Raw genomic sequence first — 16,432 nt, forward strand, 5'->3', positions numbered from 1 at the left:
GATGCGCGAAAACCGGCCCTGGCCCCGCGGTATCCGCTTCAAGCGGGTCAACCACCAAATTTTTATCCTCGTCATCGCGACCATTACCATTCCGCTGCTCGTTCTGTCGGTCATCATCTACCTGTTCTCGCTGCAGACGGTGAAAAACGAGTATCAAAAGAGCTCTGACTTGATCCTGACGAATCTGAGCTTCAACATCGATCAGTACCTGCAGAACATCGAAAAAGGTACGCTCGGCTCCCAGATGGACAGCCAGCTGCAGGGGGCGCTCGAGCAATGGGCCGTCAACAAGACGGAAAGCACCGAGGACAAACGGCTCCAGTACGGCTACGTGATCGAGCACTTCATCAGCTCCATCGAGATGACGATCAAAAATGTCGACAGCGTGCGGATCTACGCGAGCGACAGCGTCTTCTACTCGTCCGAGTTCAACCGGTCCGACTACGACGCAAGCGGCTTCGCGGAGGAAGAATGGTACAAGCGCACGCTGGCGGCCAAGGGCAAGGTCGTGCTGTTCGGCGCGCACCGGCCGTTCCACCGGCTGGACTCGGGGGAGTCGGTCATCTCGATCGCGCGAGTCATCAACAAGGTCGGCAGCAAGCAGCAGATCGGCGTCATCCTGATCGACATCCGGCTCGACTCGCTGCGGGAGATTCTGAATCTGTCGGAGAACAGCAACCGCAGCTTTATCATCGTCGACGACAAGGGCGGCGTCGTCTACGCGTCCGAGCGGGAACAGACGAACACCGTCCTCGCGGAGAACAAGGATATCGGACCGCTGGAGTCGAGGCTGTCGCTGGACAAGGACAGCTTCTACGCTCAGGTCGACGGCGCGCCTTCGTTCGTGAACTACGTCACCTCGCCGTATTCCGGCTGGAAGGTCATTCAGTTTATCGAGGAAAAGGAAATGACGAAAAACGCGGAGATGCTGCGCTTGATCATCCTCGGACTCGCGGGCTGCTCGCTGGCCGCAGCGCTGCTGCTTATGTACGTATTGTCCAGGCGCGTCACGAGACCGATCGTGCAGCTCAGCCGACAGGTGCGGATGGTAGGCGGCGGACAGTTCGACGTCAATCTGAGCAGCGACCGGCAGGACGAATTCGGCGTGCTCTATCAGGGCATTCGCAAGATGGTTGAAGACTTGCAGGCGCACATCGAGCGCGCGTCCATCATGAGGGCGCAGGAGAAGGTCGCCCAGTTCGGCGCGCTGAAGAGCCAGATCAATCCGCACTTCCTGGCGAACGCGCTGGAGTCGATCCAGATGAAGGCGATCCTGAGCGGCCAGCGGGACATCAGCGAGATGGTCGGTCTGCTCGGACGGCTGTTCCGCACCTATATCCAGACAGGCAAAGAGACCGTCACGCTGGCCGAGGAGCTGTCCACCGTACGGCTGTACATCCAGGTGCAGCAGATGCGGTTCGGCGACAAGATCCGATACGCCGAGCGGCTCGAGGAGGGCTGCGAGCGGGCGCCCGTCATGCACTTCTTCCTGCAGCCGATCATCGAGAACGCGATCGTCCACGGTCTCGAGCGACGGGCGGGCCCGGGACTGCTCGAGGTCGAGGCGACGATCCGCGGCAACAACATGCGGATCGAGGTGCGCGACGACGGCGTCGGCATGGAGGAAGAGCGTCTCCTGGAGCTGCGCGAACGCCTGCAGAGCCCGCCGGATACGCTGGACGCCGAGCATATCGGCGTCAAGAACGTGCATGACCGCATCCGCTTCTATTTCGGCGATGCCTACGGCCTCGAAGTGGATAGCCGCCCCGGCGAAGGCACCTGCGTCGCGATCACCGTGCCTTACCTGCCGTCCGCGGGAGATTCGGCTGGCTGAGGGCGAAAATAACCCGCCCGGGCGCTAGCGCCACGGGAACGGGTTATTTCTTCATCCATCTTGCCCGGCCACGCCCGCCGCTATTGCGCGGGAAGTCGGTGTCGCCGCGCGTTAAGACGTACAATCTAAGCGTAACCCGCGTGCAGCCTGCGATACGCGGCGGGCGACATGCCCGCTTCCTTGCGGAACAGCCGGCCGAAATAGTTGGCGTCCGCGATCCCCACGGCCTCCGCGACCTGTCGCACCGACAGCTCCGGCGAGTGCTCCAGCAGCCTGCGCGCCCGGTCGATCCGAACGTGGCGTACGTACTCGACCGGGCTCATGCCGGTGTGCCGTCTCATGCAGCGGGCGATATAGTCCGGGTGGAAATGAAATTCGCGCTCCAGCGCCTCGATCTCGAACGGCTCGCATGCGGTGCGGCGCAAATAAGCGGACACGTCCGCCGCCAGTCGGCTCGAACGGGTCTCGGCCGCCGAGCCCCGCACGAATTGCTGCATGACGGACAGCAGCTGCACGAATGCCGCCTGCATGCGCCATACCCCGTCGACCGTCAGCCTGTCATGCAGCCTGACCAGCAGCTCCAGCGCCGCCCACGCCTCGTCCATCCGGAAGGCTCCGAACTTCGGGATATAAACGGGCTGCACGCCCGGCTGCAGATCCTTGTCCGTCCCGGTGCGAAGCACGAGCGACCATGGAATATCGTCTGCGGCAACTACGCGATGTTCGGAATCGTGCTTAAGATGGAACCAATACAACTCCGTCGGCACCTCGCAGGGCCGCCACCCCTCGTGCGCTTTTCCCGGCTCGAGTACAAGCAGATGGTTGGGCCCGATCGTATATTCGATGCCGTCTTCCGCCATGTACAAGCACCCGGACTTCACGAATACGATGTCGTAGAGATCGAAGGAACGCCGGAAATGCTGCATGCCCGGGCGCCACGTTCCGTGTCCCGCAGTCACCAGCTGCGGCATCGGCGGAATCTGCCACTGTATACTATCCACGACATCCCTCCTTGCTCGCCTGCCTCTTGCACCCATCATAATCCGAGAAGTCGGTTTTGTGCTAGATACTGTCGTTCCTATAACTATCGGAAGAGGTGCGGGCGCTTTACACTGATAGGCAAACAGAACGATTCGCTGGAGGTTATCGTCATGCGTTTTCGCCAAGTCCACTTAGACTTCCATACTTCCGAGCTGATCGAGGGCATCGGCTCGTCGTTCTCCGCGGACCAATTCCAGTCGATGCTCAAGCTGGGACACGTAGATTCGATCACCGTCTTCTCCAAATGCCATCACGGCTGGGCGTACCACCCTACGACCGCGAACGAGATGCACCCGCAGCTCGCGTTCGACCTGCTCGGCGCCCAGATCGAGGCCGCGCACGCGATCGGCGTCAAGACGCCGGTCTATCTGTCCGCGGGCCTCGACGAGAAGCTGGCGCGCACCCGACCGGAATGGCTGGTCCGCCGCGCCGACGAGAAGACGCAGTGGGCGCCCGACTTCCTCTCGCCGGGCTACCACGAATTTTGCATGAACACGCCGTATCTCGACGTGCTCGTCGCGCAGATCGAGGAGGTCGTCCAGCATTACGACGCGGACGGCATCTTCCTCGATATCGTCGGCGTCCGCGAATGCTACTGCCAATTCTGCGTCAGAACCGCGCGCGAGGCGGGCGTCGATCCGCGCGACAAGACCGCCATGCGGCCACTTCGCGAACGCGCGTATCTCCGGTATGCGGAGCGGACGAACGAAGCCGTCCATCGGCATCGCCCCGACCTGCCGGTATTCCATAACGGCGGTCATATTCCCCAAGGAAGACGGGACCTTGCGTTCCTGAATACGCATCATCTGGAGTTGGAATCGCTGCCGACGGGCGGCTGGGGCTACGACCACTTCCCGCTGTCCGCGCGGTACGTGCAGCAGCTCGGGCGCCCCTTTCTCGGCATGACCGGCAAGTTCCACCTGTCCTGGGGCGAATTCGGCGGCTACAAGCATCCGAACGCGCTGCGGTATGAGGCTGCTCTGAGTCTGGCCAACGGCGCAGGCTGCTCCGTGGGGGATCAACTGCATCCCGACGGCCTGATGGACGAAGCCACGTACCGGCTGATCGGAGAAGCGTACAAGGAAGTGGAGGAAAAAGAGGGTTGTTGCGAAGGGACGGTTAACGTCGCCGATATCGCCGTCCTCGGCGTGGAAGCCTCCGGCCGTCACCGCGGCGCCGGCGATAACGTCGCGGACGCCGACAGAGGCGCCGTGCGGATGCTGCTGGAGACGAACCGCCTGTTCGACGTCGTGGATATGCAGTCCGATTGGACCGCTTACCCCGTGCTGATCCTGCCGGACCGGATCCCGGCCGACGCCGAGATCGAAGCGAAGCTGGCGGCCTATGTCGGCCAAGGCGGCAAGGTGCTCGCGACGGGCGAATCCGGCCTGCGCCCGGACGGCTCCGGCTTTGCGATCGACTTCGGCGCGCGCTGGATCAGCGCCCATCCGTACAGACCGGATTACTTGGTGCCCGCGGGACCGTTCGGCCCGGGCGAAGGCGCCTCCGCCGTCATGTACGGCGAAGGTCAGCGCATCGAAGCCGCCGGCGGCCGGGTGCTCGGCTACCGCCAGAACCCTTATTTTAACCGGGACGTCTTCTCCTTCTCGTCCCACCTGCATACGCCCAACGACAAGCGAAACCGCGAACCTGGCATAGTGGAGCACGACGCGGGCGTCTACATCGCCTGGAACGTCTTCGGCGACTATGCCGAGCACGGCAGCCTCGTGCTGCGCCAGATGGTGGACTATGCGCTGAGCCGCTTGCTCGCAGCGCCGACGCTCGCGACCGCGCTGCCCGCGCAGGGCGTGACCACGCTGCAGTCGCAGCCCGCCCAGCGCCGTCTTGTGCACCACCTGCTGTACGCCTCTCCCGTCCGCCGCGGACGCAACGTGGAGATCGTCGAGGACCTGATCCCGATCCGCGACGTCGCGTGCGCCGTACGCACGGACCGTCCCGTCCGCAGCGTATACCTGGCGCCGCAGATGACGGAGCTGCCGTTCCGCAGCGAGGCCGGCTCGGTCGCCTATACGGTGCCCGTGGTCGAATGCCATCAGATGGTCGTCATTCAGTTCGACTGACCTGGATAGGTCCGGCAGAACGGCATTTAACCGGGGGGCGTATACGCCCCCCGGTTAAATTTTATTTCAGCGAGCGAGACTGATCGATCCAGCCGAGCAGCGACTCGACGTACCGGCGCAGATACTTAAGCGTCGTCTCGTCGGTCAGGCGCCCCTGCTCGGCGTCCACCTTGTCCATGACCTGGGAGATGTACATTTTCTGAAAAGGCAGCACCCAAGCCTGTGCCGCTTCCAGCGTCTGACGGATCTGCTGCTGCGACAGAATCGTACCCTTGGGTCCTGGCGTAGCGCCAACGATACCCGCAGGCTTGTGGATGAGCGCCGCCGTACGGGTCGGCGTCGAGGCCCAGTCCAGCGCGTTTTTCAGCACGCCGGGCGTTCCCGAATTGTACTCGGGGCTCACGATTAAGATGCCGTCCGCGCGCCGGATCGCTTCGCGATAGACCTCCACGGCTGCAGGTCCTTCCTCCCGATCCAGGTCTCCGTTGTATAAAGGCAGGTCCGCGATGGAAATCAACTCGAATGAAGCTTCGCTCAGGCCGAGCTCGGGAATCGTCTGCGCGATCATGCGGTTGTACGAATGCTCCCTCAAGCTGCCCACGATCATGCCGATCTTTTTCATATAATACGCCTCCTCCTGTAATTCCGATCCGTTCGCTAAGCGACATCGGCGTCCGAAAAAAGAAGGACGACCGGCTGACTGCCGGCCGTCCCGTTGCTTCAGTTAGTTGTTCGCGAGGTGAGCCGCGACCTCCGCGAGCCGCGAGGCGTAGCCCCACTCGTTGTCGTACCAGGCGGCGATGGATACGATGTCGCCCTGCACCTGCGTCAGCGGCAGGTCGATGATCGAAGAGTGCGAATCGCCGACGATGCGCGAGGACGCCCATTCGCCTTCCAGCACGTCGAGCACGCCCTTCAGTTCTCCCTCCGCGGCCGCAGCCCGGAACATATCGTTGATCTCTTGGGCCGTGACCGGCTTGTCGGTGATCAGGTTGAGCTCGGCGATGCTGCCGGTGCGGGTCGGGATCCGGTAGGCCTTGCCGGTGATCTGCAGATCGGGCCAGATGAACTTCAGCGCCTTGGCCGCGCCGGACGACGACGGGATGATATTCTCCGCGGCGGCCCACGAATCGCGGCGATCCTTCATCGGCTGATCCGTCAGCGACTGGGTGTTGGTATAGGAATGGACGGTCGAGAACAGGCCGTGCTTGATGCCGTAGTTCTCGCGCACCAGCTTGACGACGGGCGCCAGCGCGTTGGTCGTGCAGCTCGCCATGCTAATGATCTTGTGCTTGTCCGGGTCGAATTGGTCGAGATTGATGCCCTTCAGGAGCACGGCGTCGCAGTCGTCCAGCGTCTTGCTTGGTCCGCTGACGAGCACGCGCTTCGCGCCGCGGTCCAGGTGAACCTGGGCGACCGATCGCGTGACGGCTCTGCCCGTACAATCGATGACCAGGTCCACGCCGAGCGCCTTCCAGTCCGGCACCTCGCTGGCGGAGTTGATATAAGGGATGTCCCGGCCGCCGATCACGATGCGGCCTTCGCCGCCGGATACCGCCTCGGGCCACCTTTTATAATTAGTATCTACCTCGAACAGCGCGGCCAGCGTGGCCTCGTCCTTGATGTCCGAGATGGATGCCGGCACGAATAGATTGTCTTGAAGAGCGACCCTGAGCAGCTGCCTGCCGATGCGTCCGAATCCGAATACCGCGATTTTGCCCATGTTTGCCCTCCGTTATGAATCGAATTTTGTAGTGCGGTACAGCCGTATTTGTATCTCTCTCAATTTACACCGAATCCCGTCCCGATTGAAGAGCCTCGGGCATTAATTCGCGCACCTCGATCGGCATCAGGTTCGCCTCGATCTGCTCGCGGTGCGGTTCGTACCACGACGGGAGCATCAGCTTGCCGCCCAAGGCGTCGGCCGGCTCGTCGTTCGCGAAGCCGGGCGGATCGGTGGCGATCTCGAACAGGATGCCGCCGCTCTCGCGGAAGTAGATGGCGTTGAAGTACTGGCGGTCGATGACCTCGGTCGGATGGAAGCCGGCCCCGCTCACCTTTTGCTGCCATTCTACATGCTCATCGAAATCCTTGGCACGCCAGGCGATATGGTGGATCGTGCCGGCGCCGGGCGTCGCCCACGGCATGTCGGCGGTCGGAACGTCAACGATGTTGCCGATGTCGCCGGAGGCCCGGAAGCGAGTATAACCCGACTCCTCGCCGATCCGGTCCATGCCGAGCACATGCTCGAGGGTCGCCCCGGTCTGCTTGACGTTCGTGCTGAACAGGATGGCGCCGCCAAAACCCTTGATCGCCTTGTCCGCCGTTATGCCGCCGAACGACCATTCGCTGTTCGCGCCTTGCTCACGTTCGACGAGCTCCAGACGCAGGCCCTCATTGTCCTCGAATTGTACGTAGCTCTCGCCGAAGCGCGACGTCCGCTCGAAGGAGATGCCGAAGCTTGCGAGACGCTCTTCCCAGTAGGCCAGCGCCCCGACCGGCACGACGTACGTGGTCACGCCGACCTGGCCGCCGCCGACGCGCCCCTTGCGGGAGTCGGGATGCGGGAAGAAGGTGATGATCGTGCCGGGGCTGCCGGTCTTATCGCCGAAGTAGAGGTGGTACACCTCGGGGGCGTCGAAGTTGATCGTCTTCTTCACGAGCCGGAGACCCAGCACGCCAGCGTAGAAGTCTACGTTCTCCTGCGGATTTCTTGCGAATGCCGTGATATGGTGGATGCCTGCGGTTTGAATGGTCATGATCGATCGCTCCTTGTATAGGTAATGGGATTCAGTAGAGCCTTAGGGCCGGTTTAAAATAGGTTCAGCGCGTTGTCGAGCGAATATGCGCCGGCGCCGGTGAGCGCGACTCCGATGGCGATGGCGAGCAGCACGAGCGGGTATTCGTAACCGTTGGCGGTAGCCCACAGCCCGTTGGCCGCGTGCACCTTCACGATGGCGCCGATCATGGCGAGCGCGATGAGCGCCGCGGCCACCGGCGTCAGCAGGCCGACCGCGAACAACGCGCCTCCGACCAGCTCCATCAACCCCGCCGCCACCGCCATCGCGACGCCCGGCTTGATGCCGATCGATTCCATCCAGCCGCCCGTCCCCTTCGGCCCGTAGCCGCCGAACATCCCGAACAGCTTTTGCGCGCCATGCCCCACGAACAACAATCCGACGACGATCCGAATAATCAGCAATCCTGTATCCAACATGATAATTCTCTCCTTTAAAATGTTTAATTTGACTTTCTTTAATTAAAGATATTAGGCAGTCGAAAACTTCATATTCTAAATCGGCTCCCGCCGCATCCCAACCTGTAACGCTTGTGAGCTAGCCATGGCGTAATTCCCTCATTTCATTGTTTATTCGTTTCGTTTCTTTGGTTGTTCGCGGTTCGTTTATCTCTTGAATTAAAGATACTTGATTTCGTGCGATATGTCAACACCCCAGTTTAAATACAAAAAAGCCGCCGGCCCCATCGCTTCGGATGGACGCCGGCGGCTGATCGCCCGACCGCGCAACTAATGATGGCGCTCTGGAGCGAGCGTGCAAAGGCGGCTGGAAAACCGGCTCCCCCATACGGCCACCGCGACCAAGACGAAGACGGCCGCGGCCGACAGCGCCAGCGGGGTCAGCTCGCGGGCGAACAGCGCGAGCACGGCCAGGGCTGCCAGGCCCGTCGCGTGAGGTACGGCGAACGTGCGGGATACGATCCGGATAAAGATCATGTTGCTAAGCAGATACAGCGCCGGCGAACCCAGAATGACCAGCGCCGCCCCCGTTTCCATATGACCCGCGGGATGCGCAAGCAGCAGCTCGTCCGCGACGGCCGACAGCACGATGCTCGCCGCAAGCAGCAGGTGCGTGTACGTGTAGGCCGCTCTGGCCAACTGCCCGGGCACCGAGGAATTGACGATGTAATGATGGCCGATGCGCGAGGTCGTCTCGAAGTAGATCCACCACAAGGACACCGTGCCCGCGAAGGAAACGAGAAAGGCCAGCACCGTCTCCATATTCCTTTCCAAGCCGCCAAAGGTAGCGCCCGTGACCAGAATGGACTCTCCGAGCGCGATAATGATGAACAGTCCGGCCCGCTCCGCCATGTGAGCCCCCTCGACGGCCCAATCCTCCGCCGTGGAACGGCCGATCCGGGGCACCCAGAATCCGAGCGACGGCGCGAGATAGTCGATGAACAACGCGACGCCCCACAGCAGCAGCCTGACCTCGTCCTCCTGCGTTCCGCCCGCGATCCAGAAGACGCCGGAGAGGATCAGCCAGCAAAGGATGCGCACCAAGTTAATCCGGTTGACTGGCGCGCCGTGCCCGAGCGCCCATACGGCGAAGGCGGTGCGTCCGATCTGGAACGCCGCATAGGCGATGCCGAAGTACAGGCCGGCATGTCCGAACGCCTCGGGAATCGAAGTGGACATAATAAGGCCGATCAGCATGAGCGAGAATAGCATAATGCGCACGGGAAGCGCGTCCGGGCTCAGCCAGTTGATGACCCAGGTGGTATAGTTCCACGCCCACCATACGGCCATCGTCAGCATCGCCGTATGAAGCGCGCCGGTCCACGTGAAGTTCTCGAGCAGCGAATGGGACAGCTGCGTGACGGCGAAAACGAAGATGAGATCGAAAAACAGTTCGATAAACGATACCTTGCCCGAATCGCTCAGGCCTCTGCTGCGAAACCATTCGGGTCTGTGATGCACACGCGCCATGCCGGCGATCCTCCTCTTCGCTCTTCTCGTTTAAAGCTGAGTATAGCAGACAACGCCGGGGCTCGGACTAAAGTTTATCCCTACGCCGCGCCGCTCTGGTCATCGGGACAGCGAACGCGGCGAGCAGGCTCCCGAAAAGCAGCAGGATGCCCGCCGTCTGCAGACCGCCTGGGCGGAAGCCGGAGACGCCGATGTCGAGCAGAATGGCGACCGCCGGATCGACGAACACGGCGATGGAGACGACCGGCGACGGGAGGCGGCGGATGCTGCCGAAGAAGAGCAGATAGACGAATCCGGTATGGACGATGCCGGTCGCCACGGCATAAATCCACTCGCCGCGAGCGAGGTCCGCGTATGCGGGGAACCGTACGAACGGCAGCAGGAGCAGCATGCCGATCGCCATCTGAACGAATGTCGTCGCGTAGACGCTCGTCCGCCGGACGCTCCGCCCCAGAAGCATCGTCGCCGCGTAGAAGACAGCCGCCAGCACGCCGCAGAGCATCCCCTTCCAGCTCGGAGAGGCGCCGCCGAAGCCGCCCGCTCCCATGATGAGCAGCGTGCCTGCGAAGCACCCGGCCAGCGAGAGGATCGCCGTACGGCCGAGCTTGTCCCGGAAGATCAGTCCGCCCGCGATGAGCGCCAGAATGGGGGCAAGATGGTACAGCGAGATGGCGATCGTCACGGAGACGAGCCTGAACGCGGTGAACAGGAAAACCCAGTTAAGCAGGTTGGACATGCCGCACGCCGCGACGATCAGCGCCTCCCTGGCATCCCACCGCTCCCGCTTGAAGCTGCCCGACAGCAGCCAGGCCGCCAGCAGGATCGCAAAGGCGCAGACGCAGCGGACGAACACGAGCTCTACGGCCGGCAAGCCCGTACGCGTAGAGAAAAAGCCGACCGAGCCGAAGATGGCCATGGATACGATCAATTGGGATAAAGCGGACTTGTGCATGGTCTGGATGATTCTCCCCGCAGTCTGATGGACCTAACTCTACTATAGAATCGGGGATCAGGACAAATGCAGACACCCCGCAGCGCTCCCGCTGGCGCGCGGTTGCTCTGCGGGGTGGTTCCCCAGATCAATTTTGTGCGACTTACTTCGCCAGCTCTCCGAACCGCGAGAACACAGCCAGCGCCGGATCGATCGGCACCTCCGCTCGCGCAAGGCCCGCCGGCGTGTCGATCGTCGGCGTCGGCCGCGGGAGGCGCCCTTCGAACTGCGGCAGCCAATCTCGCTGTGCCGTCAGCATCTCCGTGACCATGTCTCGGATCTCCTTCAGCGTCAATACCGAGGACGTAAGCGGATCGAGCGCGATCGCCTGCACGACCGTCTCCGGATCGCCCGACTTGGCCGCCAGTACGGCCAACCGCTGCACGTTGATATTCGTCATGTTCAACGCGGCGCACTGCGGCGGGATCTCGCCGATGACGGTGCGATGCAGGCCGGTGCGGTCGGCGAACACCGCGCCTTCGGCGCAGCAGTCGGCAGGCAGGTTCGCGATCATGCCTTCGTTGCGGATATTGCCACTGAACTTGAACGTCTTGCCGGTCTCCAGCGCCTCGATGATATAAGCGCAATATTCCACGCTGCGCTGCGGCAGATCGTACGATTCGTCGGCCAGAATGTCCTGATCCTTGTACTTGTCCGCGACGTACGCGCACCAATTGTAATAGGCGCCCGTCTCTCCGCCGAAGGAAGGCTCGTCGCAATACAGGTCGAGCGCCTTCTGATTCTTTCGGAACCAGGGGACGTACTCCGACAGATGACCCGTCGACTCGGTCATGAAGTAGCCGAAGTGGCGGAACACCTCGCCGCGCACCTTCTCGTTGACGTAAAATTCGGGTTGCTCGAAGCGTTCTCTCAGCAGCGGATACAGGTCCTGCCCTTGGTGGGACAGCTTCGTGAACCAGCCCATGTGGTTAATGCCGGCGGACACGTAGTCGATCTCGTCCTTGGGAACGCCGGTGTAGCCGGAGATCAGATCGAGCGTCGTCTGCACGCCGTGGCACAGGCCGACGTATTGGATCTTGGTCTCGCCGAGCGCCCAGCAGATCATGGCCATCGGATTGACGTAGTTGAGCAGCGTGGCTTTCGGGCAGAGCTCCTCCATGTCCCGCGCCACGTCCAGGATGACCGGGATGCTGCGCAGCGCGCGGAACACCCCGCCCGGGCCGAGCGTATCGCCGATGCACTGGTCGACGCCGTATTTCATCGGAATCTTGTAGTCCAGTTCGAAGGCGGAGACGCCGCCGACCTGGAACGACGTGATGACGTAGCTCGCGCCGGCCAGCGCTTCCCTGCGGTCCGTCGTCACGAGGACGCGCGACTTCAGCCCGTTCCGCTCGATGACCTTGTCCGCGAAGGCCTTCACCTGCGAGGTCTTGCCGGTGGAGGGGGCCATCAGCACGAACTCGGTGTCCTCCAGCTCCGGCGTCGCCATGATGTCCAGGATCAGCGTCTTGCAAAATACGATGCTGCCCGCTCCGATGATCGCGACTCTTCTCATTGTACGATCCCGTCCCTTCGCGCTCTATTGGTACTGCTCCATCAAGCGGATGTAATCCCTGGCCAGCTTCAGATCCTCCAGCGCTTCCTTCGAGTCGCACGGCGCCGGGCGCTCGCCGCGGACGGCCGCGATGAAGTTCATCGCCTGCCGCCGCATGGCGGACTGGTTCGGCATAATCGGCATCTCGTAGGACGGCGCGCCGTTGCCGTCCTTCATGATCGTGACCTTGCCGGCCTGCTGGCGGGCGAGCGGCGGCGGCAGGTCGATGCGGACGAAGCCGCGCTCGAAGCAGACGAGCAGGCTCTCGTGCCATTCGATCGACGTGTTGTACGGGGCCATCTCCAGCGCCACGGTGACGCCGCCTTCGCTCTCGCCGGCCAGCAGCACGCCGCGGCGGTCGGCGAAGGTGATCTTGTAGGGTTCGCTCAGCAGGAAGCGGATCGCGTTCACCTGGTGGATGTAATAGTTGACGAAAAAATCGAGCTGGCGGGTCTGCTCGTCCGTGAAGTACGCCGGCCCGGGCTCGAACGCGATGTCCGGATACGGTTCGTCCGAGTTCAGCGGCGCATCCGCGCCGCCGATCCAATCGCCTGGCGGCATCGTGACGCGGATGTACTGCAGCTTGCCGTATTCTCCGCTCTCCTTCCACTGCTCGACGACGCCGCTGGCATATTCCATCGCGGGGTCGGAGCGCTTGTGGTAGCCGACCATATGCAGCGTGCGGCGCTCATCCGCGAGACGTACCAGCTCCTCGCCGGCCTCGACGGTCAGCGAGATCGGCTTCTCGGTGAATACCGGGATGCCCGCCTTGAGGATATCGGGGATAAGACGGATATGACCGCGGTACGGCTGCGGCGCGACGATCGCGTCCACCTTCGCGTCATTCAGCAGCTCCAGGTGATTGGCGTACACGCTGGGCACGCCGTAGCGGTCCGCGACCGTCCGGGCAAGACCCGGCCGCACCTCCGCCAGCGCGACCACTTCGCATAGATCTCGCAATACGGCGTAGTTGGACAGATGGGCCATCTGCCCCATCCCGCCGACGCCGACGAATCCGATTTTCAGCTTGTTCAATGCGCTCACTCCCGAGGTCCCAAATTTTCGAATAGATAGAGGCCTTCCGTGCCCGGCGCGACGATGTCCGGATACCCGTTGCCGGTGATATCCTGGATCCACATGTAAATGCCGTTCCCGGAGCCCTCGCCCGCGGGTCCGTAGTCGATGACGTGCTTCTCGAAGGCGCCGCCGTTGATCTTGAAGTAGTAGAGCCCGAGCGGATCGTCGAAGCCGGGATCGTTGTCGTGCGCCAGGTACCGCTTGCCCGTCACGAGCTCCAGCTCGCCGTCGAGATCGAGGTCGACCAGCATCAGATCGTGATACTGCGAGGCGGTCGCATCGATGTCGTGGCGGATCCAGCTGCGGGAGCCGTCCGCCTCGCGGCGCTGCTCGTACCAGTGCAGCCCGTAATCGTGCGCCTGGCCGACGATGAGGTCGCATAGGCCGTCGCCGTTCACGTCGAACCCGATGACCGGCACGCTGGCCGAGCCGAGGGAGAATTCGGGGTGAAACGTCCAGGGTCCGGCGAACGGAACCTCCGGCTGCTCCAGCCAGCCGTTATGCAGCACGATGTCCGTCCGGCCGTTGCCGGTAATGTCCGCGAAGCCCATGCCGTGTCCGCTCGGCCCCTCGGAGATGACGGTCTTGCGGAACCGCCCGGTTCCCTTGCCGTTCTCGTCCACGATCAGCTTGTAGAAGGCCTGGGGCGACTCCGGCGTATTGGGGAAAATCTCCGGTACCCCGCAGCCGTCGATGTCGAAGTAGCGGATCGTCTCGATCGGGGTGCTGGGGTCGATCTCGATCGTTTCCCATTCAGAGTCCAGGTTCCCCGGATTGCGGCGCCACTTGAGCGCGCCTCCCCACCAAGAGCCCGTCACGATATCGATGCGGCCGTCTCCGTCCACGTCCATCGGGAAGTCGGAGAAGTCGTCGCGGTAATGCGCGTAGGTCGCCAGCTCGCAGATCTTGTGCCGCTTGACGAAGTCCGGGCCCTCGTACCAGTAGCCGCCGCTCACGATATCGAGCGTGCCGTCCCCGTCGACGTCGAAGACGGAGCAAGCTTCGAACGTCTCGCCGCTCAGCTTCCGCTTGTTGAATTGAATAGGCATGCGCATGTCCCTTTCCCCGCGGATCTATGGATTCGTTATGAAAGCGCTATTGAATCTCTCTTCGCTTATAATCTACAATACATACAGATCAAGGAACAATGCGGAGAGTTGCGGGATTTGGCTATTGAGAATTGGGTTTAGGAGGCGCATGGACATGCGGCATTCGATCATCTCCGGGAAGCCGGAGATCCTGAGCGGATCGCTCATCCACGGGAGCAAAGAAGCGCCCTTCTACTTCCCGCTGCACCAGCACGAGCTGAACGGCGAGGTGTTCTTGATTATGGAGGGAGATGGAGAGTTCCGCGTGGACGGCAGGCTCTATCGCGCCAAGGCGGGCAGCCTGCTGATGTACAATCGGGGCATCTGGCATGAGGAAAGGTCGACCAGCGACAAATTCACGGCCGTGTATGTCGCTTATACGGGCCTGCAATTACAGGGGATGCCCGCCGACTGCCTGTCGACGTCCGCGCAGCCGGCGATGGTCGAGCTGCAGGAGCATTTTTTGCCCGTCAAAAAGCTCTTCGCCGAGATGATCGAGGAATGGAGCAGCCAGCTGCCCGAATCCGCCGTCGTGGCGAACGGGCTGCTGCGGGCGCTGACGGGCCGGCTAGCGAGGCTGCTGCATTATTCGGCCGAGGATCAGGTGAAGAAGCGCCCGAACAAGGAGCTCGTGCATCTGGCCAGGCGCTATATGGAGGAGAACTATCCGTTCGACGTGACGCTTGAGACGCTGGCCAACCTCACCTATACGAATCCGTACCATTTTATCCACGTATTCAAGGCGGAGACGGGCATGAGTCCGATCCAGTACTTGATCCGGTACCGCGTCGAGGTGGCCAAGCAATACCTGGAGACGACGCGGCTGCCGATGGCGGAGATCGCCGAGAAGGTCGGGTACAAGAGCGAGACGTACTTCCAGAACCTGTTCAAAAAAACGACCGGGGTATCGCCAGGGAAGTACCGGGCCGCTGCAGGGGCCATCGAGTAACATTTACAGGCCGGAAACCCATTTCTCCCGGCCGCCGGGCCGCGTCCCCAGCGCTGCCCGGCGCAGCGCCGCCGCTCCGGCGGCCATCGAGACCAGGAAGCAGACGCTGGCCGCGATCGGCAGCGGCGACCATTCCATCAGCGCATGGCCGTTCATCGTCTGCCAGCCGGTCGCGGCGAGGCCGAGCAGATACGCGATGCCGGTTGTATGAATCAGAGCGCGCCTTGCCCGCGCGTTCGCACCGGTGCGCTCGGCGAGCCAGGCGACGAGCGGCACGGCCTGAAGCGCATGGAAGCCGAGTCCGTGCAGCCAGATGATATTGCCTTCCGCGCCGATGAACCGGCCCTGGTTGGCGGAGATCCAGATACCGGCCGCGAACGAGACGGTTACGGCGATCATGGCGTAGCGTATGCTGAGCGCCATCTCTGGGCGGAGCCAGTAGGCTCTAGCGCGGAAAAATTGCGCGCCCAGATACACATAGAACAAGACGAGAAATAACGCGACAAACGTAAAAATGTTGCCGACCGTCTGGTCGAAGACCGAATCGCTCTCGACGAATCTCGGATTCACGCCGCGGAAATTCTGAACGGTCTCCGCGCAGTAAGAATACAGAGCGAGACCGATATAAAACCTCCGGAACCAAACCCGGCTGCGTCTCCCCACGGCCGCGAGCGGCAGGATCGCCGCCGTCGACAATAGAAAGATGCCCAGCGCGGCGTCGAACGAGAACGCCTTCGAGACGTCGCCTCCCGGCGCGACCTCTCCCCCGTTGATCAGCGTCCATATCCCGCATGCCGCCGCCAGGATAAATCCGAGAATGCCGGTCAGCACCAGCGCTTTCTCTCCTTCGAATAGTCGACCGCTTCGCTTCGTCTCTTGATCGGTATCCCCTTGCATAGCACCGCTTCCTTCCCGTGAGTTGGTACTCTCACTTTACTGGAAGGGACCGGATGGCCGGAACGGTCTCGGGATGCGTTCATGATCGGACCTGAAGAGGTCCTCCCGCTCCGCCGGAGGTCTTAGCGGATTCGCATAGCGAAGGGAGGACCTCTCATCTTGCTCACGCTTGGGCGGACTTCCGTCTACTGGG

The 16,432-nt window shown here is 62.2% G+C and carries 14 protein-coding genes; 3 read left to right on the top strand and 11 right to left on the bottom strand.

What is annotated here, in order from left to right; genetic code table 11:
* Position 1: 1 nt before the first annotated feature.
* The gene (locus tag PQG80_RS10545) at positions 2-1,834 is read left to right on the top strand and encodes a cache domain-containing sensor histidine kinase (RefSeq protein WP_271751271.1); all 1,833 of its coding nucleotides are present in this window, start codon (positions 2-4) and stop codon (positions 1,832-1,834) included.
* Positions 1,835-1,959: 125 nt separating this feature from the next.
* Here PQG80_RS10545 and PQG80_RS10550 read toward each other — a convergent pair whose 3' ends face one another.
* On the bottom strand, positions 1,960-2,835 hold the full coding sequence (locus PQG80_RS10550) for a helix-turn-helix transcriptional regulator (protein ID WP_271751272.1): 876 nt from the start codon (positions 2,833-2,835) through the stop codon (positions 1,960-1,962).
* A gap of 150 nt (positions 2,836-2,985) precedes the next feature.
* Here PQG80_RS10550 and PQG80_RS10555 point away from each other — a divergent pair, with 150 nt between their 5' ends.
* A complete protein-coding gene (locus tag PQG80_RS10555) occupies positions 2,986-4,956 on the top strand; it encodes an alpha-amylase family protein (RefSeq protein WP_271751273.1) in 1,971 nt (656 codons plus the stop codon).
* Positions 4,957-5,017: 61 nt separating this feature from the next.
* Here PQG80_RS10555 and PQG80_RS10560 read toward each other — a convergent pair whose 3' ends face one another.
* The 9 genes from PQG80_RS10560 to PQG80_RS10600 form a co-directional block, all read right to left on the bottom strand.
* Positions 5,018-5,578 carry an NADPH-dependent FMN reductase gene (locus tag PQG80_RS10560; RefSeq protein WP_271751274.1) on the bottom strand — a complete coding sequence of 187 codons (561 nt, stop codon included), beginning with the start codon at positions 5,576-5,578 and terminating at the stop codon, positions 5,018-5,020.
* A 102-nt stretch (positions 5,579-5,680) separates the two neighbouring features.
* Positions 5,681-6,679, bottom strand: coding sequence for a type I glyceraldehyde-3-phosphate dehydrogenase (locus tag PQG80_RS10565; protein ID WP_271751275.1), 999 nt, complete (start codon positions 6,677-6,679; stop codon positions 5,681-5,683).
* Between the two features lie 64 nt (positions 6,680-6,743).
* On the bottom strand, positions 6,744-7,715 hold the full coding sequence (locus PQG80_RS10570) for a ring-cleaving dioxygenase (RefSeq protein WP_271751276.1): 972 nt from the start codon (positions 7,713-7,715) through the stop codon (positions 6,744-6,746).
* Positions 7,716-7,768: 53 nt separating this feature from the next.
* On the bottom strand, positions 7,769-8,173 hold the full coding sequence (locus PQG80_RS10575; protein ID WP_271751277.1) for a DoxX family protein: 405 nt from the start codon (positions 8,171-8,173) through the stop codon (positions 7,769-7,771).
* Positions 8,174-8,482: 309 nt separating this feature from the next.
* Complete coding sequence (locus PQG80_RS10580; RefSeq protein WP_271751278.1) at positions 8,483-9,682, bottom strand: low temperature requirement protein A; 1,200 nt, start codon at positions 9,680-9,682, stop codon at positions 8,483-8,485.
* A gap of 67 nt (positions 9,683-9,749) precedes the next feature.
* Positions 9,750-10,634 (bottom strand): DMT family transporter, encoded by an 885-nt coding sequence (locus tag PQG80_RS10585; RefSeq protein WP_271751279.1) that lies wholly within the window; start codon positions 10,632-10,634, stop codon positions 9,750-9,752.
* Positions 10,635-10,776: 142 nt separating this feature from the next.
* A complete protein-coding gene (gene melA / locus PQG80_RS10590; protein ID WP_271751280.1) occupies positions 10,777-12,189 on the bottom strand; it encodes an alpha-galactosidase in 1,413 nt (470 codons plus the stop codon).
* Positions 12,190-12,213: 24 nt separating this feature from the next.
* Positions 12,214-13,263, bottom strand: coding sequence for a Gfo/Idh/MocA family protein (locus PQG80_RS10595; RefSeq protein WP_271751281.1), 1,050 nt, complete (start codon positions 13,261-13,263; stop codon positions 12,214-12,216).
* A 5-nt stretch (positions 13,264-13,268) separates the two neighbouring features.
* Positions 13,269-14,354 carry an FG-GAP repeat domain-containing protein gene (locus tag PQG80_RS10600; protein ID WP_271751282.1) on the bottom strand — a complete coding sequence of 362 codons (1,086 nt, stop codon included), beginning with the start codon at positions 14,352-14,354 and terminating at the stop codon, positions 13,269-13,271.
* Between the two features lie 154 nt (positions 14,355-14,508).
* Between PQG80_RS10600 and PQG80_RS10605 the strand changes: the two genes are divergently transcribed.
* Positions 14,509-15,342 (top strand): AraC family transcriptional regulator, encoded by an 834-nt coding sequence (locus tag PQG80_RS10605; protein WP_271751283.1) that lies wholly within the window; start codon positions 14,509-14,511, stop codon positions 15,340-15,342.
* A 3-nt stretch (positions 15,343-15,345) separates the two neighbouring features.
* Here PQG80_RS10605 and PQG80_RS10610 read toward each other — a convergent pair whose 3' ends face one another.
* On the bottom strand, positions 15,346-16,239 hold the full coding sequence (locus PQG80_RS10610; RefSeq protein WP_271751284.1) for a hypothetical protein: 894 nt from the start codon (positions 16,237-16,239) through the stop codon (positions 15,346-15,348).
* Positions 16,240-16,432: the final 193 nt, after the last annotated feature.

The sequence above is a fragment of the Cohnella rhizoplanae genome, from assembly GCF_948329515.1.
In the GTDB taxonomy this organism is placed as follows: Bacteria; Bacillota; Bacilli; order Paenibacillales; family Paenibacillaceae; genus Cohnella; species Cohnella rhizoplanae.